This window comes from Moorena sp. SIO3H5 (assembly GCF_010692395.1).
Lineage (GTDB): Bacteria > Cyanobacteriota > Cyanobacteriia > Cyanobacteriales > Coleofasciculaceae > Moorena.
Genome location: NZ_JAAHHS010000055.1, coordinates 1 through 18333 on the forward strand (window position 1 = coordinate 1; position 18333 = coordinate 18333).

At 43.7% G+C, this 18333-nt stretch carries 15 protein-coding genes and 1 pseudogene; 6 read left to right on the plus strand and 10 right to left on the minus strand.

The genetic code is table 11. The features are described from left to right. From F6K52_RS08925 to F6K52_RS08970, 10 genes and pseudogenes are all read right to left on the minus strand, one after another. A pseudogene (locus tag F6K52_RS08925) lies at positions 1–1534 on the minus strand (branched-chain amino acid ABC transporter substrate-binding protein); the annotation flags it as partial. Further along, positions 1531–1695 (minus strand): hypothetical protein, encoded by a 165-nt coding sequence (locus tag F6K52_RS08930; RefSeq protein ID WP_293076526.1) that lies wholly within the window; start codon positions 1693–1695, stop codon positions 1531–1533. The gene F6K52_RS08930 and the pseudogene F6K52_RS08925, both read right to left, overlap by 4 nt. A 183-nt stretch (positions 1696–1878) precedes the next feature. Continuing rightward, positions 1879–3177 carry an ATP-binding protein gene (locus F6K52_RS08935; RefSeq protein ID WP_293076528.1) on the minus strand — a complete coding sequence of 433 codons (1299 nt, stop codon included), beginning with the start codon at positions 3175–3177 and terminating at the stop codon, positions 1879–1881. Positions 3178–3188: 11 nt separating this feature from the next. Then, positions 3189–3392, minus strand: a complete 204-nt coding sequence (locus tag F6K52_RS08940; RefSeq protein ID WP_293076530.1) for a hypothetical protein — start codon at positions 3390–3392, stop codon at positions 3189–3191. A 127-nt stretch (positions 3393–3519) separates the two neighbouring features. Then, on the minus strand, positions 3520–3663 hold the full coding sequence (locus F6K52_RS08945) for a hypothetical protein (protein ID WP_293076532.1): 144 nt from the start codon (positions 3661–3663) through the stop codon (positions 3520–3522). A 225-nt stretch (positions 3664–3888) separates the two neighbouring features. After that, positions 3889–4374 (minus strand): hypothetical protein, encoded by a 486-nt coding sequence (locus F6K52_RS08950; RefSeq protein ID WP_293076534.1) that lies wholly within the window; start codon positions 4372–4374, stop codon positions 3889–3891. 376 nt (positions 4375–4750) lie between these two features. Then, positions 4751–5527 (minus strand): nickel pincer cofactor biosynthesis protein LarB, encoded by a 777-nt coding sequence (gene larB, locus F6K52_RS08955; protein WP_293076536.1) that lies wholly within the window; start codon positions 5525–5527, stop codon positions 4751–4753. 477 nt (positions 5528–6004) lie between these two features. Beyond that, complete coding sequence (locus F6K52_RS08960; RefSeq protein ID WP_293076538.1) at positions 6005–7789, minus strand: ABC transporter substrate-binding protein; 1785 nt, start codon at positions 7787–7789, stop codon at positions 6005–6007. Continuing rightward, complete coding sequence (locus tag F6K52_RS08965; protein ID WP_293076540.1) at positions 7776–7955, minus strand: hypothetical protein; 180 nt, start codon at positions 7953–7955, stop codon at positions 7776–7778. The genes F6K52_RS08960 and F6K52_RS08965 overlap by 14 nt, the downstream gene beginning before the upstream one ends. An 11-nt stretch (positions 7956–7966) precedes the next feature. Further along, the gene (locus F6K52_RS08970) at positions 7967–8122 is read right to left on the minus strand and encodes a hypothetical protein (protein ID WP_293076542.1); all 156 of its coding nucleotides are present in this window, start codon (positions 8120–8122) and stop codon (positions 7967–7969) included. A gap of 454 nt (positions 8123–8576) precedes the next feature. Here F6K52_RS08970 and F6K52_RS08975 point away from each other — a divergent pair, with 454 nt between their 5' ends. The 6 genes from F6K52_RS08975 (at position 8577) to F6K52_RS09000 (ending at position 18333) form a co-directional block, all read left to right on the plus strand. Next, on the plus strand, positions 8577–9827 hold the full coding sequence (locus F6K52_RS08975) for an ATP-binding protein (RefSeq protein WP_293076544.1): 1251 nt from the start codon (positions 8577–8579) through the stop codon (positions 9825–9827). A gap of 95 nt (positions 9828–9922) precedes the next feature. Further along, complete coding sequence (locus tag F6K52_RS08980) at positions 9923–12952, plus strand: ABC transporter substrate-binding protein (protein WP_293076546.1); 3030 nt, start codon at positions 9923–9925, stop codon at positions 12950–12952. A gap of 251 nt (positions 12953–13203) precedes the next feature. Continuing rightward, positions 13204–16239 (plus strand): ABC transporter substrate-binding protein, encoded by a 3036-nt coding sequence (locus F6K52_RS08985; protein ID WP_293076548.1) that lies wholly within the window; start codon positions 13204–13206, stop codon positions 16237–16239. A 319-nt stretch (positions 16240–16558) separates the two neighbouring features. Further along, on the plus strand, positions 16559–17569 hold the full coding sequence (locus tag F6K52_RS08990; RefSeq protein WP_293076550.1) for a bifunctional riboflavin kinase/FAD synthetase: 1011 nt from the start codon (positions 16559–16561) through the stop codon (positions 17567–17569). After that, positions 17541–17678 (plus strand): hypothetical protein, encoded by a 138-nt coding sequence (locus tag F6K52_RS08995; RefSeq protein ID WP_293076552.1) that lies wholly within the window; start codon positions 17541–17543, stop codon positions 17676–17678. The genes F6K52_RS08990 and F6K52_RS08995 overlap by 29 nt, the downstream gene beginning before the upstream one ends. Positions 17679–17967: 289 nt before the next feature. Beyond that, positions 17968–18333: a hypothetical protein gene (locus F6K52_RS09000; protein WP_293076553.1), complete on the plus strand. Its 366-nt coding sequence runs from the start codon at positions 17968–17970 to the stop codon at positions 18331–18333.

Sequence of the window (18333 nt, forward strand, 5' to 3'; positions counted from 1 at the left end):
TATTATCTGGCTCTATCCTTAGCACTTGCTCAAATTGCTCCATGGCTAGGATAACTTCCCCTATTTCCATGAGGTGTTTTCCATAACCTAAAAGCGATTCCACTAATTCATCCTGATTCCGGACTGGATTAACTAGGTATGCTCGCTGATAGCATTCTACTGCTTTAGCAAATTCGTGACCTTCCAAATATATCCTTGCTATCTCGAATAAAGCACGAAAGTGATTGGGATTGGCTTTCAAAACCTGTTCATAGGGTTTCACCTGATGAGATACATCCCCCTGATCACTCCGTTCCATTGCTTGTTGATAACTAGCCTTAGCCTCTGGATCGAGGTTTTCCAATTCAAATATCTCTCGTCGCAATGGGTAACGTTGGATTAACCAACGGCGGACTAATTCTACTGTTACTTTGTAGGATTGTACGGTATAGGGGGTAACTTGATTGGTTATGTCTACAACCCCCAAGAAACCTGATTTAACTAGTTTTTCCCTAGCTTTAGTCAAAGAATCGGTGATGGTAACGCCATACTCTTCCAGTAAACTCAACGGGTCTTGCACAATCTGATTAGGATTTATTTTAGCTTTTTTTTGAGCCTCTGCTACTGCGGAAAATATCACTCGTTCCGGAATCGGTAATCCATCCCGAAACCAGGTTAATCCTCCTTCGCCAATTTCAATGGCATCATCCACAATTCTAGTCACATCATCACGAGTTACCTGCCACTTTTGTTCAGTTCTAGCTTGAGCAAACAGTGCATGACATAGGACCTGAGTAAAATAGGGATGACCTGAAGTTAATGCTAAGATGGCATCGATTGCCTCGGAGTCATAGCCCAAAGAAGACTCCTTAGCTGGTTCAGTTATTAACTCTCTGGCACTTCGTTCACTGAGTAAGCCAATGCGTTTGTTAGGAGCATCTTTAAATAATCCCAGAAACTTGGATATATCATCGAGTTGCCGTCCTATAAAGGCAATAATAAATAATCGCTGATCCTGTTGAATCAGAGATTGTATATAACGGAAAAACGTGTTAACTGATGACTCTTGTGATGAAGCAGGATTGTCAATACTCAACACATCAAACTCATCTAGCAACAACACCAGATTTTTATCCCCTAATTCTTGATATACTTTTGTTAAAAAGCTATCAGCAAAAAGAGTCGGATTTGTTTCTAATTCCGTAACAGTTGGTAGCTTACTATGGTCATAGTCTAGCTGAAGTTGCTTAATAATAGCTTGTCCTAAATTGTAGAGCACACGACTAAGGGATGACTGACTTTTGTCGTGTAGATCAAACTGGACAAACACAAAGTCATCTTGCCCAACAAAATTGGGAATTTGTTTAAGTACAGAGGATTTCCCAATACGTCGTTGACCTTGGCACAAAATTACCGGTGCGCCCTTCCGGAGGTTGTCCTCAATGAAGCGAAAGTCTTCACCTCTACCGAAAAATAATTCCGGTTCAGAGATGGGACGACCAACAATGTAAGGATTTATAATAAAAGGACTTTCCCGAACAGTTGCAGTAGTCATCTTGGCTTTCTCCCCAGTTCCGTTGAGTGCCTCTCCCGGCATTTGTGGTCAACTATAGCAGTTTTCAATTGGGTTAGTACAAAGTTGTAGGTTTTAGGGAGCAGGGAACAGGGAGCAGGGAGCAGGAAGAGGTAAGAGGGAAAAAATCCTGTGTACCTCATAGCTATGAAAAACGCTGTATGTTAATAGTTTATATTAAGTTACAGTCTCATAATTAACAAATTATCCTTACAAATTATCCTTCTGTTGCCTCTTGCCTCTTGCCTTCCCCTCCTGGGAGGGGTTAGGGGTAGGTTCCTCTTGCCTGTTGCCTGTTGCCTGTTCCTAGATCCGCTGTTTCCGTTTCATATTGGAAGGGCAGCTGCCACTGTTCCAATCCATCCTAGGATAGATGGCACCTGGTCTTTGTTGTTCCATAACCAACGAATGGCTTTAGTAACTTTTTCTGCTTGCTTTGAACTCATCACATTTAGAAACACTTTCTTTCGTTGGTCTAGTTCAGTTTCATTGCTATTCTGGATTTGTTTGACCACCCACCACTCCATAATGGAAGATGCAAAGGAATAACTGATCTTATTTTCAGTGTCTTGACGTTTAATTACTCCTTGCCCCACTAGAGCATTTAACTCTAGCTCCTGCTGACTAAAAATGTTATCTACACCACTGATATCGTAGCGCTGATTAGGCAATCGACCATTTAGTTCAGACAGGGCAATTAGCATTAACAACGTTTGCTCGATGGGATTAGATAGTTCCCACATCTGTTGAAAGATATGTAGGGTGGTATTTTTAAACTCTTGGGCAAAGGTAACAGGGTCGAGGTCTCCTCCAGCTCGTAACTCTTGGTAGAGCAGATAACCGGCATTCTGTAGCAAGGCCGGGTGTCTGTCAGCAATCTCGGCAATACCATCCCGCAAAGCTGGTGTCATGGGCATACCTTGCAGCAGAGTATCCACTTCATTCTTGGTAAATGGCTTAAGTTGTCGAAACAGATAGTGATTGTACCACGGGGATTGACCTGGAGTGAGACTCGGCCCAAGTTCATTAAGAGGGCGAGAGGAGGTAACAATCATGGACAGGTATTCCCTTTCATCAAAAAAATTGGCTACGGTGCGACTCTGACTTAGAAAGGCTTTCATGTCAGCTTCAGTGTAGGTTTCATGAGTGAGAAAAACAGCATCATAATCATCAACTAGCAATACTAGGAATTTATTGTGTGCTCCCAGTTTACCCAAGACTTCTTGGAAATCCTCAGCAGTGCTTTTTCCGTCTTGCACTAATCTATCGATATCTGCTTGCAGCCCAGGATTGCTGTCCAGTTTAGTTTTAATCAAGCTCAAGACCTTTCCCCAGAAGCCAGACCCAGTGAAGGGATGGATACTGAGGCAATTTAACAAGACAATTACTGCTTGTGATGGGTTGGTTAGCTCGGTTTGGTGTACTCGCCAGATTTCAGGCCAAGTGAGTAACTCCAGAAAGGAAGACTTTCCAATTCCTGAACCTCCCCACACGGATAGGTTACTGCGCTTGGAGATTTGGTCGAAAGCGGTTTCAATCAGAGTAGTTCGTCCAACAAAACGCTCTGGGGGAACTGGCTGACCGACAATGAAGGGATTGTTTGGTATTGGAACTAAGTTAGTCATTCAATCAGTAATTATTTCAGAAGTGTGGAACAGGGAATCGGGAATAGGGGGAATAGTATGGGCAGAGTATGGGGAGTTTGGGGAGTGCGGGCAGTGTAGGGAGTGCGTCGAATGTGGGCAGTGCGGGCAGTGTAGGGAGGGGGGGGAGTGTGGAGAGGGAAGAAGTTGTTTTCGATTAAGATTAAGTTGGTATCTTTAAGTACATTTTTGCTCATTTTTATCGTACTTCCTGCTCTGTTAACAACAACGATTTTGGGAAACGTTTATGACTGGATTTAACTCTGATCGAACTATTTTCAGTATAGTCCAGTTCTCAATTGTGTGAGGTGCTTTGCTCTTGGGTTAATCGAAGTCGGGAGTCGGGAGTCGGGAGTCGGGAGTCGGGAGCAGGGAGCAGGGAGCAGGGAGCAGGGAGCAGGGAGCAGGGAGCAGGGAGCAGGGAAGAGGGAAGTCGGAAGTCGGAAGTGGAAAGAGGAAAAAAATCATGTGTACCTCATAGCTATGATAAACGCTATATGATAACCCAAAAAGGCATGAAACCCTGAGGATATATCGGTTTCATGCCTCAAAAAAATTAGCCATTAATCAGGCTAGTATGAAATAGTTAAATGGGTGCTACGTTTACCCAAATTTTAGATTCCCTGATCTGAATTTGTCTTTCACCAAAATTTACCTGATCTGTAGCATACTTTTTTCTATTTCATACTAACTCTAGCGAGTCCAAACACTACCGCCGAAGCCACCTGTTTTCCGAACTGCTGTTAGCCTACGGCTTGAATTGATTTTGACTACCATTTCGCCAGAGCTGCGAGTCCGACCCCTGGGTACATCTGCCCAGTTACCAGCAACTTCACTCTTACCAATGTAGCCATGGAAGACATTGCTGAAACTTTGGCCATTATTAGAACTTTGACCATACCACCACAGTTCATTACCTACTTGCCGAATATAGTAGGTGCCACCATCATTGGCTCGCCACACACCATTGAGATTAACTGTAACCGCTTGAGCTAGCAAGTCGGATGAGGATGTTTGGTCAAAGCTACTTTTCTGTTCTAGTTCAGGGACTGTGGCAGAGTTGCGATTAGCCCCATTGCCAAGAAAGTCTGGGATTTTTGCCAAGGTGGGATTGACCAGACTCATAGCAAAAACTGCACCACTGATACAAAGAGTTGCTGTACTTAGTTTGAATTTCATAATTACCTCTTTGAAACAGTACTGGAAGGAATCAAGGTCTCAAACTTTTCCCTCCAATTACTTATCAGGGTGAGTTTTATCGTTTACTATTGGGGTAGGGATTTTGTAATTGTTCTTAACAAAAGGAACAGGGAACAGGGAACAGGGAACAGGGAACAGGGAGTAGGGAATATGGCATCAAAAATTATCACAATTCCTAAACGGTACCCTATCTAATCAGCAGGTTCTAGTGGAAATTTTACCGCTCCTCCCCTTCTTCCGATGTTCCAGTCGTACCTGAAGATCAAGCCTGCAACTTATATCATGTCAGGATAATTACTCTTCATAAAAATCTCCCCATCTCCCCATCTCCCCATCTCCCATTAATTATGGGTATTCAAGCGGACTTGATCTTATTACCAGTCCTAAGAATCTGTCCAGCTAAGACGGCTGCACCAAAGCCATTATCAATATTCACTACTCCTATCCCTGGTGCGCAAGAATTCAACATGGTTAACAGGGGTGCCATACCACCAAAACTGGCTCCATAGCCGACACTAGTCGGAACCGCAATCACTGGACAATCGGCCATGCCAGCTACCACACTGGGTAATGCTCCTTCCATGCCAGCTACCACAATTAACACATCGGCCTCGACAATCACCTGTCGATTGTTCAGCAAGCGGTGGATACCAGCTACCCCCACATCCCAAAGGCGCTTGACCTGAAACCCACATAACTCAGCGGTAATGGCTGCTTCCTGAGCTACTGGTAAATCCGATGTGCCAGCGGAAATTAGACTAATGGTGCCGGAATACTTAGGTTCGAGCTGGGATGGTGCGATCGCACAAATCCGAGCTGTGGAATAATACTGTAACTCTGGCACTTTTGCCTCTAGCTCCGTTGCCACCTCTGGTGTAATCCGTGTGGCCATTACTACCGGATTCCGCTGGCGCATTACTGCCATAATCTGAGCAATTTGGTCTGGGGTTTTTCCCTCTCCCCAAATTACCTCAGGAAATCCAGTTCTTAAGGTGCGGTGGTGGTCAATTTTGGCAAAATCACCCACTTCTTCGTAGGTAAAATCTTTCAGTTTATCTAGAGCAACAGTTGGACTAAGGTCACCAGCCGCAACCGCTTCCAGTAGAGATTTTAATGCTTCGGGTTGAGTCATTTTTTTTTAAGGGAGTAGGGAGTAGGGAGTAGGGAGTAGGGAGTAGGGAATCGGGAATCGGGAATCGGGAATCGGGAATCGGGAATCGGGAATAAGGTTTAAGGTTTAATGGTTAATAGTTAATAGTTAATAGTTTGGCGTTGCTTAATAATGGAATGATTTTAAGAGTTTTGTGGAATGGGCATCTTGCGTGGAACTGGCATCTTGCCAGTTTCCTGCTTATTTTCGCGCGAGCAGGATGCCCACTCTACTCTTATTCATTCCAAGATTCAGCAACGTCGTATTTCTAAATAGATCATGAAACACAATCCTGATTTAGGATAACATCAAAAACTCCTTGTATTTCTTTCCTACTTTTCCCGACTCCCTCGGTGCGCTTTCCTTGTCTTGATGCAGTCGCTCATGGGGGGAACCCCCAAGACCGCGCTGCATCGCTCCCGATTCCCGATTCCCGATTCCCGATTCCCGATTCCCTGTTCATTCTGAAATTTTCAGTTCATCAATATTCCAGAATGCGCCTCCTAGAGCGGAATATTCAATGCCTTCTATGGAGTTACGAACTGCGGTCATGGAGAGAGGATTAATCAGATAAATATAAGGCAAGTTTTCTAAATTAATCCGTTGGGCTTCTTGATAAATCTTTTTGCGATTGTTTTCATCTAATTCTTGAGCGCCTTGGATATAAAGGTCACTTATTTTTTGCTCCCAATCGGCTACTTTACGACCTTGAATTGGGGATTGACCAGGGAATGGTTTTTGATTAAAGCTGTGCAATCCCCCATCCACAGACCAGATATTAGAACTATTATTGGGTTCAAAGCCACCGCCACTAAAACCAAGGAGATGGCATTCCCAATCTAAGCTATTGCCGAGTTTGTCTACTAGGGTATTGAAGGCAATGGGAGTAAAATCGACTTGAATGCCAATTTTACTGAGGTCTTGCTTAATCTGTGCTCCCATGGCTTCTCGCAGCTTATTCCCAGCATTAGTCATTAAGGTGAAACGGACTCGATTACCTTGGCTATCGAGGAGTTCGCCTTCGTTATTGTAGTTAAAGCCCGCTGTTAACAGTAATTTCTTGGCTTTTTCGGGATTATAGTCATACACGGGTAACCCTTCTTCTGGTGACAGATAATAGGGGCTTTGCACGGGTATATTAGAATATTGCGGCGCACCTAACCCCCGATACAAATTATTCAGCATGGTTTGCCGGTCTATGCCATAGGCAACGGCTTGTCTAAATTCGAGGGTATTAAACCAACGGGACTTAATCGGATCTATTAAAGGCTGTCCATCCCGGCTACCGGTGTTGAGATTGAAGGAGATAAAACTGGAACTGAGGGTAGGACCACCGATATGAATGGTAAAGTTACCTTTTTTTTCTTCCTGCTTGAGCAGGGAATAGTATTCAGGGGATACACCCAGAGAATCTAATCCGCCGGAGCGAAACTGAATGAAGGATGAATCGGTTGATTCTACAATTTCCCAGATCGCCCGCTCAATATAAGGTTGCTGGTTGCCCTGTTTATCTTTTTTCCAGTAGTAGGGATTACGGTCGTAAAGCACCCGCTGACTGGTGCGGTAGAGTTTAAGTTTGTAAGGACCGTTGACAATAATATCTTCTGGGTCCGTATCTACCCCCCACATGGTCAAAAACATAGGATTCCCTTCTGAATCTTTGGTCTTCACGGATTCTTTGAGCACATGAGCGGGTAAGACCGGTAAGCCAGTATTGCGGAGAAAGGGCGCAAAGGGTTCAGGGACAGAAAATTCTACCCGACGCTGGTCTATCTTTTTGACCTTTGGTAAGGCTCGACTCTTGCCAACCCGGAGGATATCTCTAGAATCAGTGGGAATTTCTGGGTTGAGGTAGATGTCATTGTAGGTAAAGACCACATCATCAGTGGTTAAAGGCTCACCATCTGACCACTTTAGCCCCTCCCTCAAGGTAAATAGGATTTTAAGTTTATCCTCGGAAATCTGCCAGGATTCCGCTAAACCCGGGATTATTTCCCCGGTGATGCCATTAGTGTCTACTAAACCCTGAAAGGTAAGACCAAAAATATTGGTAGCACTTTGGTTGAGGGCATAGTTAAAGGTATTTATGTCACTGAGAATACTCTGGACTATTTGGGGAACATCAGCTGCCTTGGTTTGAAATTGGCTGATGCTACAGCCAGGCAGTGCGATCGCAAAACTCACAGCCAGGAAAATGCCTAGAAAACGATACCAGAGAACTACAAGAGAATTACCAGAGATCATATAAGAAAGGGAACAGGGAACAGGGAATAGGGAATAGGGAGTAGGGGACTACTACAATCAACTCTGTACTAGCATACCAATTGACGTAGGGTGTGTTAGGGGCGGGCTTGCCCTGATGTTCAACCTCGTCACCAATGTTGGGATAGTCTGCCCCGTAACGCACCACCAAAGGGCTTGCTACCTCACGAGGTTCAGAGACTCACCGTTGATATTCAGAGACTCACCGTTGATATTCAGATACTCACCGTTGATATTCAGATACTCACCGTTGATATTCAGACACTCACCGTTGAGATCCAGAGACTCACCGTTGAGGTTCAGAGGTTCGTTCACGAAATTCCTAGGGTTATACCCACTCTGACAGAAGAGAGATATATAGTTATGAGGTAGATCTAATTTAGTTAATTCTTCTGAGGTAAGTTTTGTCGGAGTTTGTTAATTTCGGACTTGGGCAGCAATATTGCTGGTTTATTGATACTGTTTGATTAAGCACAGCGTGCATAATTAATCACCTACTATAATTTTCTGTAACCCTTGTAGTTAAAATAATTTCAGGTATTGAAAATGTCTCATTAATTGTGTGTAATTGCTGATTTTTTTAACAAAGCTTTAAGCAACATGGAACTGTTGATCGATCTGAGGTTTAGAAATATTACCTTGAGCACAATCAATAAGTTTTTGTCTAGGATCAAATTAGAAGGCTTTCATAGTTCTTTAGTAGAATTCCCAGAGGGTTCTAATTGTAGCTTGCTAGCTTGGGAAACGCTATATGGGAACCATAACTATCATGCCAAATCCTTTTACCTATGGTCAGCCAGTTTCCCCAGACCGTTTTGTGGGACGACGATCAGAAATTCAGGCTGCCTTTGATCAAATCTATAGCCGCAGTAACTTAGCCCTTTGGGGAGGACCAGCCATGGGCAAGACCTCTTTTCTGGAATTCTTGGCTTCCCCCCAAGTTTGGCAAAAGTATGGACAAGACCCATCCCAGGCCGTGATCGTACTCCTGAGTTGCGAAAGTATCCAACCCTTTACAGCTGCCGGGTTTTGGCAAGAAGTCTTTAGTCTGCTCCAAGAAGAATTAGACGGTGAGCCAGACCTCCAGGAACAGATCGACACATTGCTGAACCAGGGACGAGCAAGCACCAGAGGCATGCGCCAAGTATTAAAGCAGCTTCGCAAACGCCACAAATTCTTGCTGTTGCTAGTAGATGACTATGATTGGGCACTGCGTGAAAACCATTACTATACTTATGCTGAAATGGAAACCTTTCTCACGGAGTGTCGCAGTATTGCCTATCACTCTCTGGAGAGGCGATATGTATCCATGATTGTGGCCTCACTCCGGCCTCTCAATGAACTGGGTCCTGCTCTCAATCCCCATAGTTCTCCCTGGTACAACCATTATCTGTTCCAATCCCTGAAGCCATTGACTGACCCTGAGATTGATCACTTAATGGCTGGTATTCCAATGACCTCAACCTTACGGGGGCTGATCCGAGATATTGCTGGTGGACATCCGGCTCTGCTCCAGGTTGCTGGCTCTTTGCTTTATCGAGAGCTAAAAACTGGCAACGTCCCTGATGCCCAAGCCTTTGTTCAGGACTTTGAAGCTACTACCCGACCGATCTTTGAAACGATTTGGAAACGGTGCAGCCAAGTTGAGCAAGCTCTATTGATGTTGATGGCATTGTTCAAGTTAGACGGTCGTCTCCATCATAACAAGCACTTTGACTTGAAGGGAATTGAGGTATTTTTTAGCCAACACCAGCGAGAGTTAATTAACCTCGTCGAACAAGGGGTAATTACTAACCAAAACAAACTAGGAGTGATGATCAGCCATCAAGACTTATTATTTACTTCATCCATTATGGAACGGTGGGTGATTCAGGAACTTTGGCAGACTAATCATCAATTACTAAAAGATAGGCAAAAAGTCTTTCTCAATCTACTCAGCCATAGTCATGCTGATCAAGTCACTGAAGCAATTAAGTGGATATCGCAACATCAAAACAAAGTCAAGACTGCTCTGGAATGAGTGAGTAAGGTGTTAGCTGCATTTTCCTGACTTGAAAGGGCAGTAAACCAGATGGCAGCAAACCTTGAGTGGTTTGGAGAAGAATTAAACGAATCATGAATAGCCCAGGAATGGATAATAATTACCCTAATCGTCCTAATCCTTATATTATCGGGAGTATAATTGATGACCCAGACAAATTTTTCGGACGGGAGAGTCTGTTTCGTTTTATCGAAGACAACCTGAGGAACAGGGAAAAGGTGATCTTACTCCATGGTCAACGAAGGATTGGCAAGTCATCGGTCTTGGCCCACATTCCCAACAAACTTGTTCACGATCAGTTTTTCTTTGTTAACTTTGATTTGCAAGGCTTCATTCACTTACCCTTGAGTCGTCTTATCCATGACTTTGCTCAAGAGATTAGTGACTACTTGGTTGATCACTTTGATCTAGAACCGGATCATCTGACTCTCCCCTCAGAATACCAGTTAGAAAGTGATACAGCGATATTCTCTAATCAATTTTTGCCCAAGGTTTATCAGGTATTAAACGGTAAAAACCTGGTTTTATTGCTGGATGAATTTGATGTTTTAAGTGACGATAACTCCCCGTCAGCAGAGCAAAATTTTTTTCCCTATTTAGCTGACTTGATTAAACAGCACCATCAATTATTTGTGATTGCGGTAGTGGGACGGAATCTGGATGATCTACCCAATCTACTCCAGGTGTTTGGGAGTCCACCCTACAAAAAAATTGGTTTTCTGGATCATTTCAGTACTGAACTGCTCATTACTAAACCAGCTCAGGGTGTGCTGACCTATGAACGGAATGCCATCAAAGCCATTTACCACCTCTCAGCAGGGCATCCCTATTTTACCCAAGTCCTATGCTTTACTCTATTCTCGGAGGCTAGGAAGAAACAGAACAGCAGGATTTCTGGTGCAGATGTGGAGGCCATAGTCAACCAGGCAATTGAGAACGCTCAAGGGGGGTTGGTGTGGTTGTGGGATGGCTTACCGATCCCAGAGCAAGTGGTATTTTCAGCGGTGGCAGAGGCTCAACAAAGAGCTATGAAGTCAAAAGACGAGCCGGTGCCAGAACACCCATTATCGTTCCTAAAGCGCTATGGTGTGAGCCAGACCAAGTCCCTGTCTCAAGCACCCCAAAGACTTACAGAAAACGGTTTCGTCGATGACACAGAATGTAGAGTAAAAGTGGCATTAGTCCGGCACTGGTTGCTTCAGTATCACCCACTAGGGCAAGAGATACTAGCACTGGAGACTCTAGACCAAGACCAAACGGATCCGATCTATCAACTAGCCACTACACGGTATCAACAGGGGAAAATTCAGACCGCACTAGTGCTCTATGAAGAGGTTTTGCAAATTAATCCCAATCATTTTAGGGCTTTGTTGGCTCTAGCTCAGGGCTATCTTCAGGTCAACAATTTCAGCAAAGCTGTAGAACTCTATACAAGAGCTTATCAAGTTAAGCCAGTACAAAGCAAAGAAGGGTTGTTGCGATCGCTACTAAGTTATGGAGATGAGTTGATTGAGCAACAAAAATTCAAAATAGCCAAGAAGCTTTTTGAGCAAATGTTGGACATTGAGCCTGAGGATAAATTAGCACACCAAAAGCTAGAACATATTGAAGCTAAAATCAAACCCTTGACTATTAACACACCTAATATACCTATCAATCCGGTTCATAAAATCCCCAATCCTACTAGGCTAGGCATCGTCAAACTAGCAACAGCTGTAGCAATTATTTCCCTAGTTGGTGTGGGATTTTATAAGGTATCAACTCCCTGTCCAACCGGTACCCAGAAAGTCTTCGGGATTAGATGCATCGTTACTACTATTAGTGGGAGTATTAGTCGGGGTGAGCGCAGCTTATTTCCTAGAATTGACAACATCGAAAAAATTGACCGTGCTACTGAAGCATTCCGAAACCAAAACTATGCCCAAGCGGCTCAGGGTTTTTACCAAGCTTGGCAGGCTAATCGAAATGATCCAGAATTGCTGATTTACTACAACAATGCCCTGGCTCGTGAACAAGGTTTTGATCCATTCACTATCGCTGTGGTAGTGCCCATAGACCAGTCACAATCCCTCGCAAAAGAAATATTGCGAGGGGTAGCTCAGGCTCAACATCAGTTCAATAAGTTAGAGGGATTAAATGGTCGATTTCTGGAAATTGCGATCGCTAACGATGGCAACGATCGAGCCAAAGCTAAAAAAATAGCTCAGGCTTTGGTAAACGACAACTCTATCCTGGGCGTAATTGGACATAACTCTAGTGATGCCACTAAGGCTGCACTCCCCGTATATGACCAGGCTGGCTTAGCCATAATTTCCTCCACCAGCACCAGTAGTTATTTAAATGGAAAGGTTTTCTTTAGGACAGTTCCTTCTAATCAAGCACTTGGGAAAAAACTGGCTCAACATCTTAAAACTAAAGCTGGCTTAGACAACGTGGTAATTTTTTATGATTCTCACAGTCTCTATAGCACGAGTTTCAAACAAGATTTTAAAACCCACTTTGAAAAACTAGGGGGTGAGGTGGTTCGGGAGATTAAATTAAACGATGCCAACCTGAATATAACTGAAGAACTCAGGAATCTCTCTCAAGATCAAGTCAAGGCCGCCATGTTATTTCCAAGCGCGGTATACATTAATACAGCTATTAATATTGCTAAAGCTAACGCTAACCTGAACCCTAAGGGCAACAAACTAGATCAGCAAGGGCTGAGGTTGTTCAGTGGAGATATTTTCAATAATTATCGAACTTTGAAAGAGGGTGGGCAAGCGGTTGAAGGGTTGACTATGGTAGTCCCCTGGTTTAGAAAAGCACCAAATGCCCAAGACTTTTCTCAAGCAGCTAGGCAACTATGGCGAGGGAATGTTAGCTGGCGCACTGCTACGAGCTTCGATGCTACTCAAGCCTTGATTCGGGCTTTGTTCCAGGATGCTGACCGAGAGCTAGTTCTCAACAGACTCCGGATTATTAATCTTGTACCCAGTGATACCTCAGGGTTGGGTTTGCAGTTTACTAGCCAAGGGGAGCGTGAGAGTGAACCTGTCCTGGTGGAAGTGGTTGACAATAAATTGAAATTCATTGCAGAGCAATACGAAGAGGGGGATTAAAAATTTCCCCTGATCATCAAGCTTGAGTGCATACAACCTAAGTCTCTTTGACCAAGACTTACTCAGAATACTGACTAAAATATTATAGGTATACTCTGGAGAATAAATCTAAAGATATCAACCATCATCCTAGGGAGTTACCTATCAAAAAAAGTTATACAAAACCTCAAAGATTTGGTAGTCCCAATTATTTATTAATTAATAATAACCTCACTAATAGTATATCTCTGCTATATCGGAGATGAAAAAAAATGAGTTCAAAACTTCATAGGAATCCCTATATTATTGGTCATCCAATTGATGACAATGACCAGGAATTATTTTGGGGAAGACGAAACTTATTCCGGTTTATCGAGGATAACCTCAGGAATAAAGCCAAGGTGATTATAGTGTACGGTCAACGGCGGATTGGTAAGTCTTCCCTCCTTAATCATATTCCTAAATCGGTTAACTTAGATAGCTTTGCCTTTGTGCCCTTTGATCTGCAATCCTACAGTCACAAATCTTTCGGTCAGGTCTTGGAGGAACTGGCCACAGAAATCCTGGATAGCTTGGAACTAGACTCTCCTGAAATACCCTTGCCTTCTAGTACCGCCCTCGACACTGACCCCTCTCTCTTTCATAACCAATTTTTGCCCCAAGTCTATCAAAGATTGCCTAAGCAAAACCTAGCATTATTGGTGGATGAATTCGAGACCTGCAATAGCCAAGGTAATAGCCCAGATAATAACCAAGATAATAACCAAGATAATCAGCTAATATGCCAGCATTTATTTCTTTATTTAAAATCCCTAGTTGCTCGACAGGATAATCTATACCTGATTCTTTGTGTCGCACAGGAATCCAAAGATTTACCCGATCTCCAGATATTCAACGATGCGGCAAGGCAAGAAATTGGCTTACTTGATCAACAAACTACCCAGGAGCTAATTACCAAACCAGCGGCAGGACTACTTACCTACGAAAGCTCTGCTATCCAAGCTATTTACAACCTATCAGCCGGGCATCCTTATTTTACCCAAGTGCTATGTTTTGCTATTTTTAGCAGAGCTAGGGAGCTAGAGCAGTGGCACATCACTCCAGAAGATGTAGAAAACAGTGTAGACCAAGCCCTAGAAAATGCTAGTGCTGGTTTGGCAGGGATTAGAGCCGGATTATCTATTCCAGAACGAGTAGTATTCTCTGCCTTTGCCGAGGCAGATAATGCCGTTAAAAATAGTTCAGAACAGCCATTAAGTCTGCTCACAAACTACGGGATTATTCCAACAACGGCCTTAACGAAAGCAATAGAAAAACTAGGGAAACGAGGTTTCTTAGATAAAACCAAAGGCAATATAAATATTGAATTTATCCGGCGCTGGTTGATAAAATATTACCCACTTCGGCAAGAGATACTAGCACTGGAAAAACTAGACCAAGACCAAACTAATCCCATCTATCAACAAGCTACTACCCAGTATAAACAGGGAGAAATTACCAAAGCCCTAGGGCTATATGAAAAGGTTTTGGAACTAAACCCTAATCATTTTAGTGCTGTAGTTGCCCTAGCTCAAGGCTATCTAGAGTTTGGAGAGTTTGATAAAGCGGTTACCTATTACCAAAGAGCCTATAAGGTTGACCAAACCCGTAACAAAGATGGGTTGGTGTGCTCCCTACTAAATTATGGCAATCACTTAATCAAGCAACAACCATTCGCAACAGCAACAGAGCAGTTCACCCAAGTCTTGGAAATTGATCCAGACAATCTATCGGCACGAGATCAACTACTGAAAATTGAAAGTTATATAGCTAAATTTGATCGATTAATTAACAAGTCTTCCCCCTCTAGGATGACTAATATAAATAGATACCGCAGTAATTATCAGAACCTTAGTCAAAGGAATTGGTTAGGTAAACTAGCATTAGGAGTAACAATCATTTCCTTGGTTGGTGTGGGATTTTATAAGGTATCAACGCCCTGTCCAAACGGTTTCCAGAAAGTCTTCGGGATGAGATGCGTCGTTACTATTAGTCGGAGTATTAGTCGGGGTGACCACAGCTTATTTCCTAGAATTGACAACATCGAAACAATTGACCCTGGTACTAAAGCATTCCGAAACGCAAACTATGGCGCAGCGGCTAACTGGTTTAAGCAAGCTTGGCAGTATAATCCCAGTGATCCAGAATTGCTGATTTACTACAACAATGCCCGCGCTCGTAACCAGAATGTTTATCCATTCACTATTGCTGTGGTAGTGCCCATCGACCAGTCAAAATCCAGGGCAAAAGAAATATTGCGAGGGGTAGCCCAGGCTCAACATCAGTTCAATAATTCAGAGGGATTAAATGGTCGATTCCTGGCAATTGCGATCGCTAATGATGGCAACGATCCAGCCAAAGCCAAAGAAATAGCTCAGGCTTTGGTTAAAGACAACTCTATCCTGGGCGTAATTGGACATGAGTCTAGTGATGCCAGTAAAGCTGCACTCCCTGTATATGACCAAGCTGGCTTAGCCATGATTTCCTCCACCAGTGCCAGTAGTGATTTAACCAGTCTTGATGTCAAGAACAACGTGTTCTTTAGGACAGTTGCTTCTAATCGAGCACTTGCGAAAAAACTAGCTCAACATGTCAAAACTCAACCTGGCTTAGACAAGGTCGTCATTTTCTATGATTCTGACAGTGTCTATAGCCATAGTTTCAAAAAAGATTTTAAAACCCACTTTGAACAACTAGGGGGTCAGGTGCTTCGGGATATCGAATTAAACAATCCCTACCTGAATACAACTGAGGAAGTCAACAAGAGTCTCAATCAAAATCAAGCCAAGGCCGCCATGTTATTCCCGAGCGTGGAATACATTGATACAGCTCTCGAGATTGCTAAAGCCAACGCTAACTTGAAGCCAAACCCTAATCAGCAAGATCAGCAAGGGCTGAGGTTCTTCGGTGCGTCTACTTTATATGAAGATAAAACCTTGAAACAGGGTAAGCAAGCGGTTGAAGGGTTGACTATAGTAGTTCCCTGGTTTAGGGAATCACCACAGGCAAAAACCTTTTCTACAGCAGCTAGTAAACTATGGCCAGGGGGTGTTACATGGACTACTGCTACTAGCTTCGATGCTACTCAAGCCTTTATTCAGGCTTTGTTCCAGGATGCCGACCGAGAGATAGTTCTCGACAGACTTCGCAAGGTTAATCTTGTAGCGAGTGATACCTCAGGGTTACCTTTGCAGTTTACTGACCAAGGGGAGCGTCAGAGTAAACCTGTCCTGGTGGAAGTGGTTGACGGTGAATTTAAATTGAAATGAGTTAATAGTAAGCATTTAGCCGTCAGTTGTCAGCCGTCAGCATTTTTCAATTGGGTTAGGTACAAATTATTGGGTGAATGGGATATTATTAGCATATATCAGGTAAGAGGTAAGAGGGAAGATGTTAAAAATTACGTGTACCTGATAGCTATGAAAAAATATGTATGCGGCATGGCTATAAACTGATATAGCACTACGACATTCCTATAACTCCGAAACTTAGTCATAGCTGACTTCTGACTTCTGACTTCTGACTTCTGACTTGCGCGTAGCGCTCATCCATTGCCTACCACGGGCGAAATATGTCAAAATATTAAGCGTGTGGATTACATCATCTCTAACTACCGCGTTAACACCAACCGCTGTTGCCCTCGGAAACTTTGACGGCGTCCATTTGGGGCATCAGCAAGTTATTGCTCCCATTTTGCCGAAGCCAGTTACAGCTCAAGCTCAAGCCCTGGCATCATCGAATCTTGAGCAATTTAGTAACCCTGAAACCAGTGGCTCAAATCTAGAACTAATCTATCCCACAGTAGCCACCTTCAATCCCCACCCCCGAGAATTCTTTTCTGGTCAAGCCTGGAAGCTGCTGACACCACCAACCGAAAAAGCACAACAGTTAAGTGCGTTGGGTGTGCAACAGTTAGCCCTATTACCCTTCAACCGAGAGCTAGCTTCCCTGAGTCCCCAGGAATTCGTCGAAAAGATTTTAGTCAAGCAACTCCGGGCAAAGCAAGTCAGTGTGGGAGAGGATTTTTGCTTTGGCCATAAGCGAGCTGGCACCGCAACGGATTTGGATGCGATCGCTTCCGCCTACGGTATTACCGTTCACATCGTATCCCTGTACAAACGTCAAGAGCAACGGATCAGTAGTTCTATCATTCGCCAATCCTTAGCCCAAGGGGATATCGACAAAGCCAACCGATTCCTAGGACGGCCATACACCGTAATCGGAATAGTAGAGAAAGGTCAACAACTCGGTAGAACTATTGGATTTCCCACCGCTAACCTCCACTTACCCCCAGACAAATATTTGCCTAGGCTAGGGGTTTACTGCGTCGAAGTTTCCCATACCTCTGAATCCTCTAACCTAGACACCAATTTATCCTCCCATCCTGGTGTCATGAATATTGGTATGCGCCCCACGGTCAAGGGCACCAATTTAACTGTCGAAGTTCATCTATTCGATTGGTCCGGAGACTTATATGGCCAAACCCTAACCGTAAGCCTCCAGAAATTTATCCGTCCCGAACAAAAATTTTCCTCCCTAGACCAGCTCAAAGCCCAAATTCAGAGAGACTGTGAAGCTGCTAGGGATTTTTTTAGTTAAGGGAATCGGGAATCGGGAATCGGGAATCGGGAATCGGGAATCGGGAATCGGGAATCGGGAATCGGGAATCACATCAGTAACTGCCTTCTTCTTGTTCCCCCCTTATTAAGGGGGGTTAGGGGAGGCTCACCCATTCTTGATTAGAATTCTCTAGTTGCTCAACCTACCAGGAAAATTCTGTAGTGGTGATGCGATCGCTTCTGTATTTGGTGATGCGATCACTTTTGTATTAGTGATGCGATCGCTTTTGTAGTGGTGATGTGATCGCTTCTGTATTGCTTATGTGATCGCTTTTGTATTTGGTGATGCGATCGCTTCTGTATTAGTGATGCGATCGCTTCTGTATTAGTGATGCGATCGCTTTTGTATTTGGTGATGCGATCACTTTTGTAGTGGTGATGCGATCGCGCTTTGGTTTATGCGATCGCGCTTTGGTTTATGTGATCGCTTCTGTATTTGGTGATGCGATCGCTTCTGTATTTGGTGATGCGATCGCTTCTGTATTTGGTGATGCGATCGCTAATCCCCTAGCTAAACCCCAAGACCAAATCAGTATCACAAACCCGATCAAAATCTTTCCCTGCTCCCTGCTCCCTACTCCCTGCTCCCTTCTTCCTCAAAAATTTTTTACAAAACCTTTCAAAATATGCTATAATTATTTATTTTTTGTGCTATACTCAAAATGGAGATACAAAAGTAAGAGCCAGCCCGAAGATGTACACGCCCAAGGCTGGCTCTGGCTCCCCTTTCAAGGAGATACCTAA

Bases quoted from the DNA above. Each gene is read 5' to 3' on its own strand.
- larB (WP_293076536.1), bottom strand. From the start codon at position 5,527: ATGACTCAACCCGAAGCATTAAAATCTCTACTGGAAGCGGTTGCGGCT.
- F6K52_RS08945 (WP_293076532.1), bottom strand. From the start codon at position 3,663: ATGATTTTTTTCCTCTTTCCACTTCCGACTTCCGACTTCCCTCTTCCC.
- F6K52_RS08950 (WP_293076534.1), bottom strand. From the start codon at position 4,374: ATGAAATTCAAACTAAGTACAGCAACTCTTTGTATCAGTGGTGCAGTT.
- F6K52_RS08935 (WP_293076528.1), bottom strand. From the start codon at position 3,177: ATGACTAACTTAGTTCCAATACCAAACAATCCCTTCATTGTCGGTCAG.
- F6K52_RS09000 (WP_293076553.1), top strand. From the start codon at position 17,968: ATGCGATCGCGCTTTGGTTTATGCGATCGCGCTTTGGTTTATGTGATC.
- F6K52_RS08960 (WP_293076538.1), bottom strand. From the start codon at position 7,789: ATGATCTCTGGTAATTCTCTTGTAGTTCTCTGGTATCGTTTTCTAGGC.
- F6K52_RS08980 (WP_293076546.1), top strand. From the start codon at position 9,923: ATGAATAGCCCAGGAATGGATAATAATTACCCTAATCGTCCTAATCCT.
- F6K52_RS08940 (WP_293076530.1), bottom strand. From the start codon at position 3,392: ATGAGCAAAAATGTACTTAAAGATACCAACTTAATCTTAATCGAAAAC.
- F6K52_RS08930 (WP_293076526.1), bottom strand. From the start codon at position 1,695: ATGAGGTACACAGGATTTTTTCCCTCTTACCTCTTCCTGCTCCCTGCT.
- F6K52_RS08975 (WP_293076544.1), top strand. From the start codon at position 8,577: ATGCCAAATCCTTTTACCTATGGTCAGCCAGTTTCCCCAGACCGTTTT.
- F6K52_RS08985 (WP_293076548.1), top strand. From the start codon at position 13,204: ATGAGTTCAAAACTTCATAGGAATCCCTATATTATTGGTCATCCAATT.